The organism is Pseudomonas sp. RAC1 (genome assembly GCF_030658255.1).
Taxonomy (GTDB): Bacteria; Pseudomonadota; Gammaproteobacteria; order Pseudomonadales; family Pseudomonadaceae; genus Aquipseudomonas; species Aquipseudomonas boreofloridensis.
In genome coordinates, this window is record NZ_JAUTXS020000038.1 from 471470 (window position 1) to 489768 (window position 18299).

General features: G+C 66.6%; 14 protein-coding genes. 4 read left to right on the forward strand and 10 right to left on the reverse strand.

The window, feature by feature from the left end; all coding sequences use genetic code 11:
* Window positions 1-18: 18 nt before the first annotated feature.
* Both Q7C30_RS19475 and Q7C30_RS19480 read left to right on the forward strand, forming a co-directional pair.
* A complete protein-coding gene (locus Q7C30_RS19475) occupies window positions 19-2673 on the forward strand; it encodes a sensor histidine kinase KdpD (RefSeq protein ID WP_317872442.1) in 2655 nt (884 codons plus the stop codon).
* Entirely contained in the window at window positions 2670-3371 is a 702-nt protein-coding gene (locus Q7C30_RS19480; protein WP_029612092.1) for a response regulator, read from the forward strand. The genes Q7C30_RS19475 and Q7C30_RS19480 overlap by 4 nt, the downstream gene beginning before the upstream one ends.
* Window positions 3372-3448: 77 nt before the next feature.
* Here Q7C30_RS19480 and Q7C30_RS19485 read toward each other — a convergent pair whose 3' ends face one another.
* Both Q7C30_RS19485 and Q7C30_RS19490 read right to left on the reverse strand, forming a co-directional pair.
* Complete coding sequence (locus Q7C30_RS19485) at window positions 3449-5992, reverse strand: HWE histidine kinase domain-containing protein (protein WP_317872443.1); 2544 nt, start codon at window positions 5990-5992, stop codon at window positions 3449-3451.
* A gap of 130 nt (window positions 5993-6122) precedes the next feature.
* Window positions 6123-6536 carry a MerR family transcriptional regulator gene (locus tag Q7C30_RS19490; RefSeq protein ID WP_029612093.1) on the reverse strand — a complete coding sequence of 138 codons (414 nt, stop codon included), beginning with the start codon at window positions 6534-6536 and terminating at the stop codon, window positions 6123-6125.
* Between the two features lie 85 nt (window positions 6537-6621).
* On the opposite strand from Q7C30_RS19490, the gene Q7C30_RS19495 reads away from it, so the two are divergent.
* Window positions 6622-7059, forward strand: a complete 438-nt coding sequence (locus Q7C30_RS19495; RefSeq protein ID WP_029612094.1) for a hypothetical protein — start codon at window positions 6622-6624, stop codon at window positions 7057-7059.
* Window positions 7060-7069: 10 nt separating this feature from the next.
* Here Q7C30_RS19495 and Q7C30_RS19500 read toward each other — a convergent pair whose 3' ends face one another.
* Genes Q7C30_RS19500 through Q7C30_RS19525 form a run of 6 tightly spaced genes read right to left on the reverse strand, consistent with a single transcriptional unit; the run spans window position 7070 to window position 13105 of the window.
* On the reverse strand, window positions 7070-8266 hold the full coding sequence (locus Q7C30_RS19500) for a GTP-binding protein (RefSeq protein WP_317872444.1): 1197 nt from the start codon (window positions 8264-8266) through the stop codon (window positions 7070-7072).
* Complete coding sequence (gene nthB, locus Q7C30_RS19505; RefSeq protein WP_039578585.1) at window positions 8263-8910, reverse strand: nitrile hydratase subunit beta; 648 nt, start codon at window positions 8908-8910, stop codon at window positions 8263-8265. Before nthB ends, Q7C30_RS19500 begins: the two co-directional genes overlap by 4 nt.
* Before the next feature lie 39 nt (window positions 8911-8949).
* A complete protein-coding gene (gene nthA, locus Q7C30_RS19510) occupies window positions 8950-9549 on the reverse strand; it encodes a nitrile hydratase subunit alpha (protein ID WP_116888528.1) in 600 nt (199 codons plus the stop codon).
* 30 nt (window positions 9550-9579) lie between these two features.
* Window positions 9580-11094 (reverse strand): amidase, encoded by a 1515-nt coding sequence (locus Q7C30_RS19515; protein WP_317872445.1) that lies wholly within the window; start codon window positions 11092-11094, stop codon window positions 9580-9582.
* 50 nt (window positions 11095-11144) lie between these two features.
* On the reverse strand, window positions 11145-12023 hold the full coding sequence (locus Q7C30_RS19520; protein WP_317872446.1) for a transporter: 879 nt from the start codon (window positions 12021-12023) through the stop codon (window positions 11145-11147).
* Window positions 12020-13105, reverse strand: a complete 1086-nt coding sequence (locus Q7C30_RS19525) for a phenylacetaldoxime dehydratase family protein (protein WP_317872447.1) — start codon at window positions 13103-13105, stop codon at window positions 12020-12022. Before Q7C30_RS19525 ends, Q7C30_RS19520 begins: the two co-directional genes overlap by 4 nt.
* 316 nt (window positions 13106-13421) lie before the next feature.
* Here Q7C30_RS19525 and Q7C30_RS19530 point away from each other — a divergent pair, with 316 nt between their 5' ends.
* On the forward strand, window positions 13422-14354 hold the full coding sequence (locus tag Q7C30_RS19530) for a helix-turn-helix domain-containing protein (RefSeq protein ID WP_317872448.1): 933 nt from the start codon (window positions 13422-13424) through the stop codon (window positions 14352-14354).
* A gap of 11 nt (window positions 14355-14365) precedes the next feature.
* On the opposite strand, the gene Q7C30_RS19535 is transcribed toward Q7C30_RS19530, so the two are convergent.
* Together Q7C30_RS19535 and Q7C30_RS19540 are read right to left on the reverse strand one after the other, a co-directional pair.
* On the reverse strand, window positions 14366-16411 hold the full coding sequence (locus Q7C30_RS19535) for a PAS domain-containing protein (protein WP_317872449.1): 2046 nt from the start codon (window positions 16409-16411) through the stop codon (window positions 14366-14368).
* 279 nt (window positions 16412-16690) lie between these two features.
* Window positions 16691-18298 (reverse strand): ABC transporter ATP-binding protein, encoded by a 1608-nt coding sequence (locus Q7C30_RS19540; protein WP_317872450.1) that lies wholly within the window; start codon window positions 18296-18298, stop codon window positions 16691-16693.
* Between the last annotated feature and the right edge of the window lies 1 nt (window position 18299).

Here is an 18299-nt window from a genome sequence, read left to right on the forward strand (position 1 = left end):
TTCGTATAAGGATCCCTGATGAGCAATTCCACCCGCGCCGATGCCCTGCTGGCAGGCCTGCCCCGGGCAGGTCGCGGCCGCCTCAAGGTGTTCCTCGGCGCAGCGCCCGGTGTCGGCAAGACCTACGCCATGCTCCAGGCCGCTCACGCCCAGCAGCGCCAGGGCGTCAGGGTACTGGCGGCGGTGGTCGAAACCCATGGCCGCAGCGAGACCGAGGCGCTGCTCGGTGGCCTGCCTCAGCAGCCCTTGCTGCGCAGCGAGTACCGTGGCGTCACCCTCGAAAAAATGGACCTCGACGCCCTGTTGCAGGCTGCACCGTCCTTGGCGCTGGTCGACGAACTGGCGCACAGCAATGCCCCCGGCAGCCGGCACGCCAAGCGCTGGCAGGACGTGCAGGAACTGCTCGCCGCCGGCATCGACGTCTACACCACGGTCAATGTCCAGCATCTGGAAAGTCTCAACGACAAGGTGCGCGACATCACCGGCGTGCAGGTGCGTGAAACCGTGCCGGACTGGGTGCTGCAGGAAGCCTTCGAACTGGTGCTCATCGACCTGCCGCCGCGGGAACTGCTCGAGCGTCTGCGCGAGGGCAAGGTCTATGTGCCCGAGCAGGCGCGCGCCGCCATCGATGCCTTCTTTTCCCAGACCAACCTCACCGCCTTGCGCGAGTTGGCCATGCAGACCGCTGCCGCCCAGGTCGATGCCGACCTCGCCCACGGCTACCGACAACGGGGCGAGCAGGCGCCGGCGTTGCGCGGGCGCCTGCTGGTGGGGATCGATGGCGACGCTCAGGCCGAACGCCTGGTGCGTCACGCCAGCCGCGTGGCGCAGCGGCGTCACCTGCCGTGGAGCGCGGTGCACGTGGACAATGGCCGGCTGCCGGACGAGGGCGCGCGCCAGCGCCTGCAAGCGGCGCAGCAACTGGCCGAACGCCTGGGCGGCGAAGTGGTGGTGCTGCGTGCCGGCGAGGTGGCGCGCACTTTGGTCCAGCATGCGCTGGAGCGCCGGGCCAGCCTGGTGCTGGTCGGTCAGTCCCAGGATCGCTTGCGCCGCCGTGTGTTCGGTGCCGGCGTGGCGGCGCGGCTATTGCGTGACAGCCGGGGCCTGGAGATCAACGTGCTTGACCGCGACGATCTGCCGCCGCCGACGCGCGCCGCGGTCAAACGGATCTGGCACTGGCGGCATTACTTGCTGGCGCTGCTGGCCACCGGTCTGGCGTCGGCGCTGGCCTGGGGTGTGTCGAGCGTGCTGGCGCTGCCGAACATCTCGCTGGTGTTTCTCGCCGCCGTGCTGCTGGTGGCGGTGCGCAGCAGCCTGGGCCCGGCGCTGGCCTGCGCGGCGCTGTCGTTCCTGAGCTATGACTTCCTGTTCATCCCGCCGAGCTTTTCCCTGAGCATCCAGCGCGAAGAAGACGTGCTGACCTTGGTGTTCTTCCTGCTCATGGCCGCCCTGACCGGCAACCTGGCGGCCCGCCAGCGCCGTCAGTTGCAAGCGCTGCGCGATACTCAAGCCGAGACCCGGCAACTGCTCGACCTGTCGCGCCGGCTGACCGTGGCCACCGATCGCCAGGCGGTGTTCAACGCGGCGGGCCAGCACCTGGGCGGCTCCCAGGGAATCGACGTGTGTGTGCTCGAGCGCGATGCTGACGGCCTTCTGCAGGTGGCCAGCGGCGCTCCCCAGACCTTCAGCGACAACGAGCGCGCGGCCGCCGACTGGGCCTGGCAACACGGCCAGGCAGCCGGGCAGGGCAGCGATACCCTGCCCAATGGCCGCTGGTGGTGGTGGCCACTGGCGGTGGACGAGGCGCCGCTGGCCTTGCTCGGGGTGCGCGCCAGCGGCGGCGAGACCCTGAGTGCCCAGCGCCGGCGTGTACTCACGGCCCTTGCCGAGCCCCTGGCCCAGGCCTTGGCCCGTGCACGGCTGGGCGAGCAACTGGAGGCGGCGCGTCTGCAAGGCGAGACCGAGCAATTGCGCAGCGCCTTGCTCGCCTCGGTGTCCCACGATTTGCGCACCCCGCTGACCGCCATGCGCGGCAGTATCGACAGCCTGCTGGCGCTGGGCGAGGCGATCCCGCTCGACGACCGCCGCGAGCTGCTCGAAGGGACGCGTAACGAGGCTGAACGCCTGGACCGCTATATTCAGAACCTGCTCGACATGACCCGCCTGGGCCACGGCAGCCTCAAGCTCGCCCGCGATTGGGTGGCGCCCGGCGATATCGTCGGCAGCGCGCTGGCACGCTTGCACGCGGTGCTGGCGCCTTTGCAGGTGCACACCGACGTGCCCGCCGAACTGCCGCTGCTGTTCGTGCACGCCGCGCTGATCGAGCAGGCGTTGGTCAACGTGCTGGAGAATGCCGCGCGCTTCTCGCCGGTCGGCGGGCGCCTGGAACTGCGACTCAGGGTCGAGGACGCGCAGTTGTGCCTGGCTGTCGCCGACCAGGGGCCGGGCATCCCGCCAGCCGAACGCAGCAAGGTCTTCGACATGTTCTACACCGCCGCGCGCGGCGACCGGGGCGGGCAGGGCACGGGGCTGGGGCTTGCCATCTGCCAGGGCATGATCGGCGCCCATGGCGGCAGCATCCGGGTGGGCGAGGGCATCGATGGCCAGGGCACCTGCATCACACTATGCTTGCCGCTGCCCCCTCAACCCGACAGCGACAGTGACGCCCCATGAGCCAGCCCGCCACCCTTCTGGTCATCGACGACGAGCCGCAGATCCGCAAGTTCCTGCGCATCAGCCTGGCCTCCCAGGGCTACACAGTGCTGGAAGCGGCCAGCGGCAGCGAGGGGTTGGCCCAGGCGGCACTGAACAAGCCTGACCTGGTGGTGCTCGACCTCGGCCTGCCGGACATGGACGGCCAACAGGTGCTGCGCGAACTGCGCGAATGGAGCACGGTGCCGGTAATGGTGCTGTCGGTGCGCGCCAGCGAGGTACAGAAGGTCGATGCCCTCGATGGCGGCGCCAACGACTACGTGACCAAGCCGTTCGGCATCCAGGAGTTTCTTGCTCGCGTGCGGGCACTGCTGCGGCACAGCCCCCAGGCCGAGGTGGCGCAAAGCAGCAGCGCGCAGTTCGGTGCGCTGCTGGTCGATTTCGCCTACCGCAAGGTCAGCCTGGACGGCGTCGAGGTCGCGCTGACGCGCAAGGAGTACGCGCTGCTGGCCCAGTTGGCGGCGCACCCGGGGCGGGTCATCACCCAGCAGCAACTGCTCAAGGACATCTGGGGCCCGACCCATGTGCAGGACACCCATTACCTGCGCATCGTGGTCGGTCATCTGCGCCAGAAGCTCGGCGACGACCCCACCGCCCCCCGCTTCCTGATCACCGAGGCCGGCGTCGGCTATCGGCTGGTGGCCCCGGAGGGGCTGTAGAGAATAAAAAGCTGACGGAATGTTTGAATCGCTTCTGGTGTATTACTGGGTGAGTCGTCGGCGGCCTGAGCCTGGGGTCAGGAAGGCTCCAGCAGGCGCCTGAGGTTGGACAGGATCGACGCGGGGTCGTAGGGCTTGCGCACGACGGTCACCTCACGCAGATGCGCCGGGATGCTCAGCGTGTCGCCATAGCCGGTGGCGAACAGAAACGGAATGGCGCGCCGGGTCAGCTCATCGGCGATGGCCATGGAGTTGCCGCTGCCCAGATTCACGTCCAGCACCGCGATGTCGGGCGCGCGCGCCTCGATCAGGCGCAAGGCCTCCTGTTCAGAGCCGGCAGTGCGCACGTCGTCGAGCTGCGCATCGGCAAAGATCTGCTCCAGGCCGACGGCGATCACCAGTTGGTCCTCGACGATCAGCACGCTCAGCGGCCCCAGGTGCTCCAGGCCGGTTTCCGGCAGCAGGCCCTCGGTCTGCGCGGGGGCGCTGTCAGTCGCATCGACGACGTTGATGTGACGGGCCGGGATGCGAAACACGCCACGCAGCCCCTCGGGCAGATACTCGACCTGACTGGTCCCGCCCAGGTCGAACGGAATGCTGCGGTCGATCAGTACCGAGCCAAAGCCGCCACGGGTGGGGGCGCGCACGGTCGGGCCATCGCTCTCGCGCCAGACGATCTCGCAGGCGTTGCCGGCATCGATCGTCCACTCCACGTGCAGCCTGCCGCCGGACCGTGACAGCGCACCGTACTTCGCGGCATTGGTCGCCAACTCGTGCAACACCAGCGCCATGACCGAATAGGCCCGCGCGTCGAGTACCACGGAAGGCCCGCTCAAGACGATGGCCTCGGCACCGGAACAGTACGGCGACAGCTCAGCCTCCAGCAGCGTCGACAGCCGTCCGCCGCCGTCGCCGCGCACCACCTGGTCGTGGGCCAGCGACAGTGCCTGGATGCGTCCCTTGAGCTTGCCAACGTAGTCGCGCAGCGTCTGGCTCTCCGAGCTGGGGTGCGCCACCAGTGCGCCGATCAGCGAGAGAATGTTCTTCACCCGATGATTGAGCTCTTCATTGAGCATGCGCTGACGCACTTCGGCTTTGGAGCGCTCGTTGGCCAGCAGTTCACTGTTGTGCAGTGCCACCTCGACGATGGCAGCACGAATCGCTTCGCCGAACTGGCGATCCTGCTCGGTCCAGGGCATGGACTGCTGGTGCACGGTTTCCTTCCACAGGGCGAAGCTCTTGCGCGGTGTCAGGCGCTCGCCGTAGGCACCGGTGAGGTAGGTCTTGTGCGGATCGCCCGCCCAGTCCAGGGTCGCCAGCACTTCCTGACGGAACAGCAACAGGTAGTCTCGCGGATGCTGAGACATGGGGATGGCCAGCACGCCCGAGACCCGCGCGGCGTAGTCCTGGGCGGCCGGATGAACCAAAGACAGTTGATGGGTGGCCCAGGTCCGCCCTTCGGCCAGACTTTGCACCAGGGGCAGCAGGTCGGCGATGGCGGCAGGCGGCGGTGTCTGGCCCAGTGCCGACCAGCGGCCTTGCACGGCCATGCCGATGCCGTCGCAGGCGATCAGCGACTTGAATTCGCCCAGCCGGGCCTGGAAGAAACTGGCCAGGTCCGGGCTCTGGTTGGCGTCGCGCAGCAGTGCGTCCAGCGAACTGTGCACCTGTTCGGCGGCCTCGAGTTGCTGGCGAGTGCGCAGGCGCTCGATGTGCAGGGAGAAGAATTCGCCGAACATTTCCGCCGCCGCGCGCTGGCCCAAGGTGAGCGTGCGCGGAGCATAGTGATGGCAGGCGATCAGCCCCCAGAGCGCGCCGTCGACGATCACCGAGATCGACATCGAGGCGCCCACCCCCATGTTGCTCAGGTACTCGCAGTGGATCGGCGAGACGCTGCGCAAGTGTGCATGGGACAGGTCCAGTGGCTCGCCAGAGGGATCGAGCACCGGTTCGAGGGGCACGGCCTGAAACCGCACGTCGCCGATCAGCCGGATGGGATTGAGCAAATACAGGGCGCGGGCCTGCTGCGGGATGTCCGAACCTGGGAAGTACTGACCCATGAAGCTTTCCAGATCGCCGCGCTTGGCCTCGGCCACCACCTGACCGGCGCCGTCGGCACCCAGCTTGTAGATCATCACCCGGTCATAGCCGAGCATGGCCCGCACATAGCGCGCTGCGTCGCTGAGCAGCTTGGGCGAATGGTCGATCTCGCGCAGTTGGGCGATCAGGCTGCGCGCCAGATCGATAGGCTCTGCCGCGCCCGTGCTGGCCGGTTCGAACTCGATGATCGCGGTGCCTTTGAACAGGTGGGCGGTGATGTCGAAGGTTCCACCTGCCGGCAGGCGCACGGCGAACAACAGGGCAGGGCGCGAGGCATCGCGGGTGCGGGCCAGGGCATTGCGGATGTCATGGGCCACTTCCTGGCCGAGCAGGGCGTGCAGCGTCTGGCCATTGATCGGCTCCGCACAGCCGAGCAATTGCGGCGTGTTGACCGAGTGGCGCAGGACAAGGTTGGCCGAGGCGTCGCAGGCGATCAGGCAGCCGTGGGGCTGGATGCTGCCGGGGATCTGGATCGGCTCACGATCGCAATTGCTGAGGTTCACACGGGAATCGAGCGTCATCGGCCCTGCCTGTCGATGGGGAGGTGAGCAGACAGGCAAGGGCACGCCGACTGCATGTGAAAAGGCCATCATTCTAGCAGGGCTGTGCGTAGGGTTCAGCCTGCCAGCGATGAGCGTTCGACAGTCAGCTTCAAGCAGATGTTTCAACCCATTCAAAGGCCTCATGGGTCGATGCCGGTGCGGTTGTGTCCAGGTCTGGACGCAACGGGCAGGCGAGTGTCAGGCGCTGGCGCAGGGCACCGCGCAGTTGATCGAGTTCGGCGATACGCTGCTCGACCAACAGCAGTTTGTCGTGCAGCAGGCTGCGCACCGCCTGGTCGGGATCGGCGGCGCCCCATAGCTGCGCGACGTTGCTGCCAATCTCGCCAAGGCTGAAGCCCAGGCGCTGGGCGGTACGGATGAACAGCACCAGTTCGACCGTGTCCTGCGGGTAGTCGCGGTAGCCATTGGCGCGGCGCTGGGATTGGATCAGCCCGCGTGCTTCGTAGAACCGCAGCGTGTCGCGGCTCACAGCGCAGACCTGGGCGAGTTCACCGATGCGCATGGAATTTTCCTCTAGGGGCACTTGACCTTGGAGCATACTCCAGGGTTTAGCCTGGCGCCTTCATTGATGCTCAGGAGCAGCTCGCATGTGGACCCCTTCCCAATACCGTCGTCTGGTGCGCGCCAGTGGCGTGTATGACTTCGCCATCACCGTCGCGTTCGCCACGCCCTGGACCTTCGTGCTGCTGCACGGCTGGCTGACGGCACTCCACGCGACATTGGGCCTGAGCGGCAACCTGCCGGCATTCGAACCGGTGCAGATGATGATGGCCAACTTGATGGGCTCGATCGTGTGTGTCTGGGCCTGGCTGCGCATTCGTCATCCCGAGCGGCGCCTGGGCCGCTATGACGCGGTAGGCCGACTGCTGTTCGCCTCCTGGCAAGTCTATGCACTGCTGCACGGCGCCACTGCGCTGATCGGGGCCATCCTGGCGCTGGAGTTGCTGTGGGCCGGCGCGCAGTTGCTGCCGATCAGGGCCATCGAGCGGCCAGCCGTGGTTGAAGAAAGGCCGCAATTGGCCTAGGACGGCACCCTCAGGCGAAGGCCTCGGCTCCCGGCAGCCTCCGCCAGTGCTGTGGGCCCTCGAGGATTTCCTGCTCGCTGAGCAGGCACGCGTCCAGTTCCTCGCGCAGGAGCTGCCAGTCCAGCCCCTGACCGATGAACACCATCTCCTGTCGGCAGTCGCCCACCTGTTCGTCCCACTTGTCGAGAATGGCTTGGCGCCGATAAGCATCGACCGGCCATTGTGTCTGGTCGATGAACCGCCACCAGCGCCCGTCGTGCTGCCACTGGAAGTGCCCGGCGGTCTGCGCCAGCAGACCGATTTCAAAGAAGCGGCTGGCCACCCAGAAATAGCCTTTGCAGCGCAGCAGTCGACCATTGCGCCAGGGCCGCTGCAACAGTGCCTGCAGACGCTGCGGATGAAACGGCGCACGCTCGCGGTATATCCACGAGACGATGCCATAGGTGGCCGATTCCGGCTCAGGCGTGCCCAGCTTATCCATCTGCTGCATCCAGCCCGGCGAGCGCGCCAGGCTCGGCAGGTCGAACAAGCGCGTGCCCAGCACGCGGTCCAAGGCAATCTCCCCGCGCACCATGGGCACGATCCGCGCCTGCGGGTTGAGCTGCTTCAGCATCGCCTCCAGCGCTGGATAAGCCGCCTCCGGCAACAGGTCGAGCTTGTTCACCAGGATCACGTTGGCGTATTCCACCTGCTCGATCAGCAATTCGCCCAGTGGCCGTTGCCCTGGCTCGCCGCCGGCTGGCATCGATGAGCCGAGCAACTGTTCGAAGCTGCTGGCATCGACCACTGTCACCAGCGTGTCCAAGCGCGCCAGCTCGCTCAGGCTAAAGCCATCGCGGTCGAGAAAAGCGAAGGTCTCGGCCACCGGCATCGGTTCGGAGATGCCGGTGGATTCGATCAGCAGGTAATCGAAGCGTCCGGCCCGCGCCAGATGGCTGACCTGCTCCAGCAGGTCAGCGCGCAATGTGCAGCAAATGCAGCCGTTGCTCATCTCCACCAGTTGGTCGCTGCCGCGGTTGAGGCTGACCTGGCGTTCGACGTCCTCGGCGTCGATGTTCACCTCGCTCATGTCGTTGACGATCACCGCCACGCGCAGGCCGGCGCGGTTGCGCAGGATGTGGTTGAGCAGGGTGGTCTTGCCGGCGCCGAGAAACCCCGACAGCACCGTCACCGGCAGACGCGTGGGCAGGTTCGCCGCCGCGTTCACGACTGCGGCACCCGGTCCAGGTAGCTCTCGAACAGGTCGACCACCACCTGCCCGTCGTCGGCGGCGTCGCCCCACAGGTCGCGCACCTCGAACTGCACATGGTAGGTCGGCTGCAGCAGCGCCGAACGGTCGCCATGGCCGATGCTGTCCGGGAACGGCCAGCGCTCGCGGGTCCGGTGCAGCACCACGCCTTCCTTGCCGCGCACGTAGCCGGGGAAGCGCACGTGACCGGCGACGTGCTCGTCGCGCACCCGCACCCGCTCGCCGACTTCGAACGGCACACGGTCGGCAATGGCTGCACGGCCTTTGCTGTGCGGCGGGTTGGCCAGCTTGAATGGCGCCCCGAGCGCTTGGTTCAGCGCCTCGCGGCTGATCGCGCCGGCCTCCACCAGCAGCGAGGCGGTGGCGATGACATACCGCTCGTAGTAGGTGGTCCCGACGTGTTGGCGCACGTCCAGGCGTTCGACGGCGTGTCGTACTTCGTCGATGCTGAACAGCCCCAGGTGGTCGCAGGCGACGAACATCAGGCTGTAGGCCAGGTGCTCCCAATCGTCCTTGAACACCGGTTTGTAGCTGAGGCTGTCGATGCGGTGGGGCACCTGGCCGAAGCCCTGGAAGCCGCCGAGGTCGTGAAATCCGTTCATGCAGATGTACCTGTCTGGAAGAGGGAGAAAGCGCTGGGCTCAGCGCACCACGGGCAGGGCGACGCCGATCAGCACGTCCTTGGTGACCAGGCTGCGCAGGGCCTGTTCGTCCAGGTGTTCGCTGCCAGCCGGGCGTAGCGGTAGCACCAGGTAGCGGGTTTCGGCAGTGGTGTCCCACACGCGTACCTGGGTCTGGGCCGGCAGTTCGGTGCCCAGCTCCTTGAGCACCGTGCGGCCTTCGCGCACCAGCCGGGCACGGAATTCGAAGCCCTTGTACCACTCCGGCGGCAGCCCCAGCACCGGCCAGGCGGTGCACGAACACAGGCTGCAGACGATGACATTCTTCAATTGTGGGGTGTCTTCCAATGCCACGATGTATTCGCCCTGTGGCCCGGTGTAGCCGAACTGGGCACAGGCCGCGGTGCCATCTTCGAGCAGCAGGCGGCGGAAGTCCTCGTCGACCCAGGCGCGCGCCACCACGCGTGCGCCGTTGGCCGGATCCCACTGGTTCTCCATCAGGTCGGTGAGGTGCTCGATGTAGCCGTCGGGAATCATGTCCTGGTCGCGCATGACCTTGAGCAGGGCGCGCGCGCGCTGGCCGGGGGTGGTGGTTTCGGGTGTCGGCACTGATGTGCTCATGGTGATCTCCTCAGGGGCGGGCACGGTCGGTTACAAGGTGCGCCAGTCGGCGCTGGCTTCGAAGGCGGCGGCGGCCTGGTACAGCAGCCCCTCGGCATGGTGGCGGGCGACCAGCATCAAGCCCACCGGCAGGCCATCGACCAGACCGCAGGGGATCGACATCGCCGGGTGGCCGGTGATGTCCTGGGCGCTGGTGTTGCCGATCATCTCCAGGGCGCGGGCCACGTACTCGCTGATCGAGCAGTCCTTGGGTGGGTGTGGCTGGGCGAGGATCGGTACGGTCGGCATCACCAGCAGGTCGCAGTGCTGCAGCGCCTGGTCGTAGGCGGCGCGGGCCAGGCGCGCGATGTTCTGCGCCTTGGCGTAGTAGCGCCCGTGGTAGCGCTCCAGACCATACTGGCCGACGAACATGCACAGCTTCAGCGAAGGCGACAGCCGGTCGGCCTGGGTGCGCCAGCCGGCCTGCTTGTCCAGCAGGGCCACGTCGTACAGGCCTTTCCAGTTGAAGCCGGCGCCGTTGCCGTGCATCAGTTGGCTGGTCAGGCCTTCGCAGCCGATGGGATGCCACAAGGCACCGGCCAGCCGATGTTCGGCCACCGACACCGGCGCTACCTGAGCCCCCAGTGAGGCGAGGCGTTCGATGGCCGCGTTGACCTTGTCGGCCACGCGTGGATCGAGGTTGGCCAACTCGAAGCCCTCGCGCAGCACACCGATTCGCAGACCCTTGGCGCCGCGGTCCAGGTACTGGGTGTAGTGATCGACCTGCGGCGCGGCCTGGCGCGGGTCGAGGCCGTCGGCCCCGGCCAGCACTTCGAGCATCAGCGCGTTGTCGCGCACGTTGGCGGTGATGGGGCCAGCGTGGTCGAGGGTCGCTTCGATGGCCATGATCCCGGTGTAGGGCACCAAGCCATGGGTCGGCTTCATGCCGTAGGTGCCACAGAAGGCCGAGGGAATACGGATCGAGCCACCTTGGTCGCCGCCCACGGCCATGTCCACCTGGCCGGCGGCGACCAGCGCGGCGCTGCCCGACGACGAGCCGCCGGCGGCATAGCCGTGGCGGTGCGGGTTGTGCACCGGTGCCGGGTCGGAGGTATGGCTGCCGCCGGAGAGGCAGTAGTGCTCGCAGGTGGCCTTGCCCAGTACGGTCGCGCCGGCCTCCAGCAGGCGCGTCACCACCGTGGCGTCGAAGCCGGGCACGAAGCCTTCCAAGGGCGTGGCGCCATTCATCATCGGCACGCCAGCCAGGGCGATGTTGTCTTTGAGGGCGACGCTGCGCCCGGCCAGCTTGCCGTCCACCGCGCCGCTCACTTCGCAGCGGTAGTACCAGGCGTTGAGCGGGTTGTCGCTCGAGGCTGGGCGATGGCTGGGGCGCGGTGAGGCGGGTGCTACCGGGGTGTAGTCGGGCAGTTCGTCGATCAGGTCGTAGGCCTCGAAACTGCCCTGCATCAAGGCCAGGTATTCGCTGGCCTGTTCGGGTGTCAAGTGCATGTGCAGGCGCTGGGCGAGCGCCTGCAATTGTTCGGCGGTGGGGCGGTCGATGGCCATGGTGCGGTCCTTGGGGTCAGGTCGGTGAGGGCGGGCGTGGCGGCCGCCGATCAGAAAATATGCGCATAGCGCAGATTCACGCGCAGGTCTTCCTTGGGTCCGTTTTCCACCGCCAGGTCGCGACCCAGTTGCACCTGCACTTGGTCCTTGGGGGTGACGAAACGGGTGGCGGTCAGGCGCAGGTTGGTGGTGCCGAGCCGGTTGTCCTGGTTCAACTGCTCGATTTCGGTCTCGCCGCCCCAGGTGTGGCCCACGCCGATGGCGAAGGTGGTGGCGGTATCCGGCATGTAGCGGGCCATGATCTGCGCTGCGTAGGACACGTCCTGCTCCAGACGCTGGCTGGCTGGGCCGTAGTCGTCGTTGTCGCCGTACCAGGTGGCGCCACCGACCAGGTCCAAGGCCCAGTGCTCGTCGAAATGCTTGACGTAGGCGCCTTGCAGTTCGAACTTCCAGCGGTTCTCGCCGATGTTCAGCGGATCGTCGCGGTCGTAATTGCCCGTCGGCACGAACAGGTAGGGGGTCAGGCTCAAGGTGTCGCGGGCGTCGTTCAGGCGCAGCTTGACCGGTGCCGCCAGGATCAGGTCGCCGATGCCGTCGGCGCTGCCCAGGGGGGAGGCGTCGTCATGCCCGGAAACGTGACCGAAGGGCAGCAGGAACTGCGGGTCGAGGGTCACCGTGTCGCTCAGGGCGATTACGTGCAGCAGACGCAGGATGCCGATGTCCGAGCGCAGCTTGAAATCGGAACTGACCTTGTGGTCCTGGGCATATAGCGCGTTGGTGCTCGAATGCTGGTAGTAGATCGCGCCGATGGTGGCGCCGACCGGGTACTGTTCATAGTCGCCGGGCGCCACTTCCACGGCATTCGCTGCAACCCCTGGCAGCAGCAGGCCCAGGCCGAGCAGGCGCAGGGTGGAGTTGGCCGCGTTCATGAGGCGTTCGCCTGTGCCGGGCACGCCTGGGGCGCGGGCTTGGCATCGCGCAGCATGCCGGTCTGGGCATGGCAGTTGATGTACTCGAACAGTTGCTGACGACCATCGCTGACCGACACTTCGTGGTACAGGCGCAGCTTCTGCAGGCCGGCGGCCACGCGGAAGAAGGTGACGAAGATGCGCAGGTGGGTGGGGTGCGATTCGGCCCAGCGTTCGAGCTTTTCCACCGAGCGCCAGTGGCCGATGTTGTAGCTGGTGTCGAGCAGGTTGCCCTGCAGGTCGATGTTGCGCACGAAGCGGTTGCTGTAGCAGCCCAGCGGCGCGCCGTTGTCGCGCAGGAAGTCCATGCCGGCCTCCAGGGTGGGGAGGATTTCGTCCAGGTACAGCGAGCGCTCCTCGGGGCCGGCCTCGGCCCAGTCTTGCCCGGAGCGGATCAGCGCGATGTTGTCGTGGCCGCCCACGATCACCCGGCCGCCCTTGGCCGGGTCGCCGCTGAGGATGCGCAGCTCGTCATCGGGCTCCATCCAGTCGGTCTGCGAGGCCGGGAAGCGGTCGCGCATCGAGCCCCAGTAGCCATGCTCCTCGATCTCGCCGCTGGTGCTGTCCATCACCGCGCCGACACCGGGCAGGTCTTCGCGGAAGGCGTACAGGGTTTCGAACTGCTCGGCGCGCGGCGCCACCACCTCGCGGAAGTAGCCCAGGCCCTCGTGCAGGCGTGCCTCGGCCGACCACCAGCCATCCACCTCGCTGCTGCGCAGCCAGCGGCAGTACGCGGCGGGGTCCTTCCAGTAGCCGACCACGATCAGGTTGCCGTAGCCGCTGTTGTCGGTGTGGTGGGTCAGGTCGTGGTTGAGCGGGCCATCGGTCAGGGCGAAGCTGGCGACGATGTGCTGCAGGGCAGCCAGCGCCGCGGCTTTTTGTGCTTCGCCCTGGTACTGCACACCCAGGTAAGCCATCACCACCTGGCGCAGCTCTTCGCCGGCGCGCGCCACCCACATCGGGAAGGGCGGCTGGTAGTGGTCGGGGACCCGACGCGAAAGCGTCCTGGGACATTTCAGATGCTTGTCGATTGCGGATTCCATGGGGCGGCTCCTTATTCTTCTTGGTTGTCATCAGGCGCTGTGCACGCGGTGCCGGGGTGCGCCCGGCGTCGGCTAAACGTTAGGCAGCGTCTGGGCGCGCCGCTTGGTCGGTCGGGACAACCTGTTGGTTGGGAAGGACAGGGTGCGCGCGCTGTATCGGCATGGGGCTGGACATGGCAGCAAGCACCAGAAGGGTGCGCTTTTCAGCGCTGGGCGATGGGCTGTGCGGCCTTGCGGCGCTGGCGTGAAACTTGCTGCCCCTGTACTCGCGTCACCTCACTCCACACGCTGCACCGCGCCGTTCGAGGTCCAAGCCATGCCTGATTCGAATCGCTACTCGACCCTTGCCGTGGAGGCGCCGCGCCGTTTCGACTACTGGCGCGACGTGGTCTGCCAGCACTGCCTGAAGGCGGACAGCGAACCGGCGTCGCAGAGCGATTTCCAGGGCACGCTGGGGGTCAAGGGCATCGGTCCGCTGGAGCTGTATACCTTGTCGGCGCCGCTGCATCATTGGGCCCGCGAGCAGGACCACGTCCGCAGCGATCCAAACGACGATCTATGGCTGGGGTTCACCCGCCAAGGCTATGGACAGTTCGAGCAAGGCGGGCGTCAGGCTCGGCTGGCGGCGGACGATTTGTTTCTTTACGACGCAGACCAGCGTTTCCGTTTCAGTCTGGGTGGTACCGAAAATCACCTGCTGCGCATTCCCCGGCACTGGCTGGCGTCGCGGGTGCCCGGCATCGAGCAACGCACCGCCACGGTGCTGGACGCGCACCGGCCGGGCGTGGTGCCGCTGCGCGCCATGCTTCAGCAAGCCGCCAGCCACGGCACCTTGGGCGAGGGCGCGCTGAGCGCGCGCTATGCTGAAACGCTGCTGGACCTGCTGGCGCTGAGCCTGGAATGGCAGGACCTGACCATCACCCATGCCGAGCTGGATCTGCACGGGCGGGTAATGCACTACATCCGTCAACACCTGGCCGACCCCGAACTGAGCCTGGTGCGCATCGCCCAGGCGCACCACGTCTCCACACGCACGGTGACCCGCGCCTTTGCCCGCCACCAGAAGACCCCAGCCGCGGCCATCTGGAAGGAGCGCCTGGAAGGCAGCCGTCGAGCGCTCGAGCGGGGCGAGGCCAAGAGCATCTCGCAAGCGGCGCTGGACTATGGCTTCAGCGATTTCTCACATTACAGCCATGCGTTTCGCAAAGCCTTCGGTGTCGCACCCTGCACGCTGCTCAAGCGTGAGTGACGCGTGCGCGCTCAGGACGAGGCCGTGTAGCTCAAGGCGTGCACCTGCTGCACCAGGGCTTCCAGGGAAAACGGTTTGCTCAGTACCGGGCAGTGGCTGCGCAGCGGGGAACTCTCGAGCAACTCGGGGTGGGCATAGCCGGTCATGAACAGGATCGGCAATCCCGGCCGGTACTTGCGGCTTTCCAGCGCCATGCAATGACCGTCCATGCCGCCGGGCAGACCGATGTCGGTTACCAGCAGGTCGATGGGGATGTTCGATTGCAGCAACTGCAGACCCGCCTTGCTGTCGGCCGCTTCGATGACCACGTGGCCCAGGGCCGATAAGGTTTCGGTCACGAAGGCACGCACCGAGGCCTCGTCGTCGACCACCAGGATGTTCTTGCTGGCTTCACCGTCGGGCAGCGCCAGCGACGGCAAGGGTTCGCCTGCGGCCAGCGGCTGGGTGTCGTGTACCGGCAGCAGCAGGCAGGCGCGGGTGCCCTGGCCGGGTTCGGATTCCAGGCTGATCTGTCCGCCGGACTGCTTGGCGAAGCCATAGATCATCGACAATCCCAACCCCGAACCCTGGCCGACCGGCTTGGTGGTGAAGAAGGGGTCGAAGGCTTTGGCCAGGGTCGCAGCGTCCATGCCGATGCCGTCGTCTTCCACCACGATGGACAGATAATTGCCGGCAGGCAGACTGTCGCCGCCGTCCTGCGCGCCGAGCAGGGTGCGTGCGGCGGTGCGGATGCTGAGGTTGCCGCTGCCCGGCAGGGCGTCGCGGGCGTTGATGCACAGGTTGAGCAGGGCGTTTTCGAACTGCACCGGGTCGACCAGGCAGGTCTTCAGGGTGGGGCTGAGGTCGACGGTGACGTTGACCGTGGGGCCGACGGTACGCTGGATCAGTTCTTCGATACCGCCGATCAGCGCGTTCATGTCGGTGGGCACCGGCAGCAGCGTCTGTTTGCGGGAAAACGCCAGCAAGCGGTGGGTGAGGGCCGCCGCGCGCTGGGCAGCGGTGTGGGCCACCGATACGTAGCGCTCCAAGTCTGCGGTACGGCCCTGGTTCAGGCGCAGGCGGATCAGGTCGAGGCTGCCGGTGATGCCGGCCAGCAGGTTGTTGAAGTCGTGGGCGATGCCCACGGTGAGTTGGCCGACGGCCTCCATTTTCTGCGCCTGACTCAGCGCCGCCTGAACCGCTTCGCTCTGCGCCACCGCTTCGCTGATACGTGCCTCGAGGGTGCGGTTGAGCTCACGTAGCGCCTGCTCGGCGGCCTGTTTGGCGGTGACGTCGATGGACGAGCCGATCAGCCCGATCACCTTGCCGTGGTCGTCGAACAGCGGCGCCTTGTGCGACAGCCAGATGGTCGCAGTGCCGTCGGCCAGGTCGACCCGTTCTTCCACTTGCTGCGCCTTGCCTTCGCGCATGATGCGCTGGTCGGTGGCCATCACCTGGCGTGCCTGCTCTTTGTCTTCGAGGAACTCCAGGTCGGTCTTGCCCAGGTAGAACTCCGGCGGCTTGCCAATCAGGTCGGTGGTGCCTTGGTTGGCCACCAGCATGCGACCTTGCAGGTCCTTGGCGTACACCACACCAGGCACGGCAGCGGCGAAGGTGCGCAGCAGCGCGGACATGCGGTCGCGCTCGGCCTCGGCGGCGCGGCGGCTCTCAATGTCGATCAGTACGCCGGGAAAGCGTATCGGCGCGCCGTCGGCGTCCAGTTCGACATGGCCGCTGGCTTCGATCCAGCGGTACTGGCCGTCGTCGCGGCGGGCACGGTACTCGCTGCGAAAGGCGCCGCCACGCTGCAAGGTGCGCTGGATTTCCTCGGCCACCTGGTCGAGGTCGTCGGGGTGGATGGAGCCAAAGGCCTCTTCGATGGGAATCCCAGCCTTGCAGCGCTCGGCGGGCAGGCCGAAGGAGCGGGAGAACTCCAGGTCGGCAGTGATGCTGTTGTTGGGAATGTCCCAGACCCAGGTTCCTGAGATCGCACCGGAATCCAAGGCCAATTGCAGGCGTTCGAGCACGCTGGCAGGTTCGTCGCCGGTACTGGGCGACGGAGGGACGTTGGAATCCATGTGGAGCCTCGAGAGTGCTGCGGGTGGGACGGTGGTGCCGTGGGCACTACGGATACTGACACAGACCGCAGCGGGGCGTATTCGATCCGTGGGGGTGTGGCTTTAAGCCATCTTTTTCAGGGTGTAGATTGCCGTTATGGAACCGAATCAATCAAACGGCGACCGCTTTGCGGCAGCTAGTGGGATGATCGTCGCGGCGGGCATCGTTTGCTCCTGTAGGGGCGTACTTGCCCAGCGATCACAGGTATCGCTAGGCAAAGTCCCTACAGCAGCAAAGCCTCATCGCACGGGCGCCTGCAAAAACGCGGCCTCCAGCAGTTGTCGGGTATACGGATGCTGCGGTGCGTTGAAGATCCCTTGCGCATCGCCCTGTTCCACCACTTGCCCTTGCTTGATCACCATCAACTGGTGGCTCAGGGCTTTGACTACCGCCAAGTCATGGCTGATGAACAGGTAGGTGAGGTTGTACTTCACCTGGAGGGTGCGCAGCAGCTCCACGACCTGACGCTGCACGGTGCGGTCCAGCGCCGAGGTGGGTTCGTCCAGCAGGATCAGCGCCGGCTTGAGCACCAGCGCCCGGGCGATGGCGATGCGTTGGCGCTGGCCGCCGGAGAACTCATGGGGGTAGCGATGCCGGGTCTGCGGGTCCAGGCCCACCTCCTGCAAGGCGGCGATGATCGCCGCCTCCTGCTCGGCCGGCGTGCCGATCTTGTGGATGCGCAGGCCTTCGCCGACGATGTCGGCCACGCACATCCGCGGGCTGAGGCTGCCGAAGGGGTCCTGGAACACCACCTGCATTTCCCGGCGCAGCGGTCGTACCTGCTGCTGGTTCATGCTGTCCAGCGACTGACCGTGAAAGCGGATACCGCCCTGGCTGGCGATCAGGCGCAGAATCGCCAGGCCCAGGGTGGACTTGCCCGAGCCGCTCTCGCCGACGATGCCCAGCGTCTGCCCCTGCGGCAGGCTGAAGTTCACGCCGTTGACGGCCTTCACATGGTCGACGGTGCGGCGCAACAGCCCCTTCTTGATCGGGAACCAGACCTTCAGATCATCCACCTGCAGCAGCGGCGTGCCCACCGGCGTGATGGCCGGAGCGCCGCTGGGTTCGGCATTGATCAGCATCTGCGTGTAGGGGTGCTGGGGCTGCTCGAACAACGTGGCGCAGTCGGTCTGTTCGACGATCTTGCCGCTTTGCATCACGCACACGCGATGGGCGATGCGGCGCACCAGGTTGAGGTCGTGACTGATCAGCAGCAACGCCATGCCCAGGCGTTCCTGCAGTTCCTTGAGCAGGTCGAGGATCTTCAACTGCACGGTCACGTCGAGCGCCGTGGTCGGCTCGTCGGCGATCAGCAGTTCCGGTTCGTTGGCCAGGGCCATGGCGATCATCACCCGCTGGCGCTGGCCGCCAGAGAGCTCGTGGGGCAGGGCTTTCAGGCGCTTGCGTGGCTCGGGAATGCCGACCAGCTCCAGCAGCTCGAGCGTGCGAGCGGTGGCCTGCTTGCCGGTCAGGCCCTTGTGCAGCAGGAGGATCTCGTTGATCTGCTTTTCGATACAGTGCAGCGGGTTCAGCGAGGTCATCGGCTCTTGGAAGATCATCGCGATGCGATTGCCGCGAATGCGCTGCATGGGCTTTTCGCCCAGGTGCAGCAGGTCTTTGCCAGCGTACTGAATGGTGCCGCTGGGATGGCGCGCCAGTGGGTAGGGCAGCAGGCGCAGGATCGAGTGGGCGGTGACCGACTTGCCCGAGCCGCTCTCGCCGACCAGGGCCAGGGTTTCGCCTTTGCGGATGTCGAAGCTGATGCCATCGACCACACGGTTGACCTGTTCGCCGTTGACGAACTCCACCGCCAGGTCGCGGACTTCGATCAGGGTGTCTTGGCTCATG

Coding starts and splice junctions, on each gene's coding strand:
- Q7C30_RS19475 (WP_317872442.1), top strand. CDS start 19: ATGAGCAATTCCACCCGCGCCGATGCCCTGCTGGCAGGCCTGCCCCGG.
- Q7C30_RS19480 (WP_029612092.1), top strand. CDS start 2,670: ATGAGCCAGCCCGCCACCCTTCTGGTCATCGACGACGAGCCGCAGATC.
- Q7C30_RS19485 (WP_317872443.1), bottom strand. CDS start 5,992: ATGACGCTCGATTCCCGTGTGAACCTCAGCAATTGCGATCGTGAGCCG.
- Q7C30_RS19490 (WP_029612093.1), bottom strand. CDS start 6,536: ATGCGCATCGGTGAACTCGCCCAGGTCTGCGCTGTGAGCCGCGACACG.
- Q7C30_RS19495 (WP_029612094.1), top strand. CDS start 6,622: ATGTGGACCCCTTCCCAATACCGTCGTCTGGTGCGCGCCAGTGGCGTG.
- nthB (WP_039578585.1), bottom strand. CDS start 8,910: ATGAACGGATTTCACGACCTCGGCGGCTTCCAGGGCTTCGGCCAGGTG.
- nthA (WP_116888528.1), bottom strand. CDS start 9,549: ATGAGCACATCAGTGCCGACACCCGAAACCACCACCCCCGGCCAGCGC.
- Q7C30_RS19515 (WP_317872445.1), bottom strand. CDS start 11,094: ATGGCCATCGACCGCCCCACCGCCGAACAATTGCAGGCGCTCGCCCAG.
- Q7C30_RS19520 (WP_317872446.1), bottom strand. CDS start 12,023: ATGAACGCGGCCAACTCCACCCTGCGCCTGCTCGGCCTGGGCCTGCTG.
- Q7C30_RS19525 (WP_317872447.1), bottom strand. CDS start 13,105: ATGGAATCCGCAATCGACAAGCATCTGAAATGTCCCAGGACGCTTTCG.
- Q7C30_RS19530 (WP_317872448.1), top strand. CDS start 13,422: ATGCCTGATTCGAATCGCTACTCGACCCTTGCCGTGGAGGCGCCGCGC.
- Q7C30_RS19535 (WP_317872449.1), bottom strand. CDS start 16,411: ATGGATTCCAACGTCCCTCCGTCGCCCAGTACCGGCGACGAACCTGCC.
- Q7C30_RS19540 (WP_317872450.1), bottom strand. CDS start 18,298: ATGAGCCAAGACACCCTGATCGAAGTCCGCGACCTGGCGGTGGAGTTC.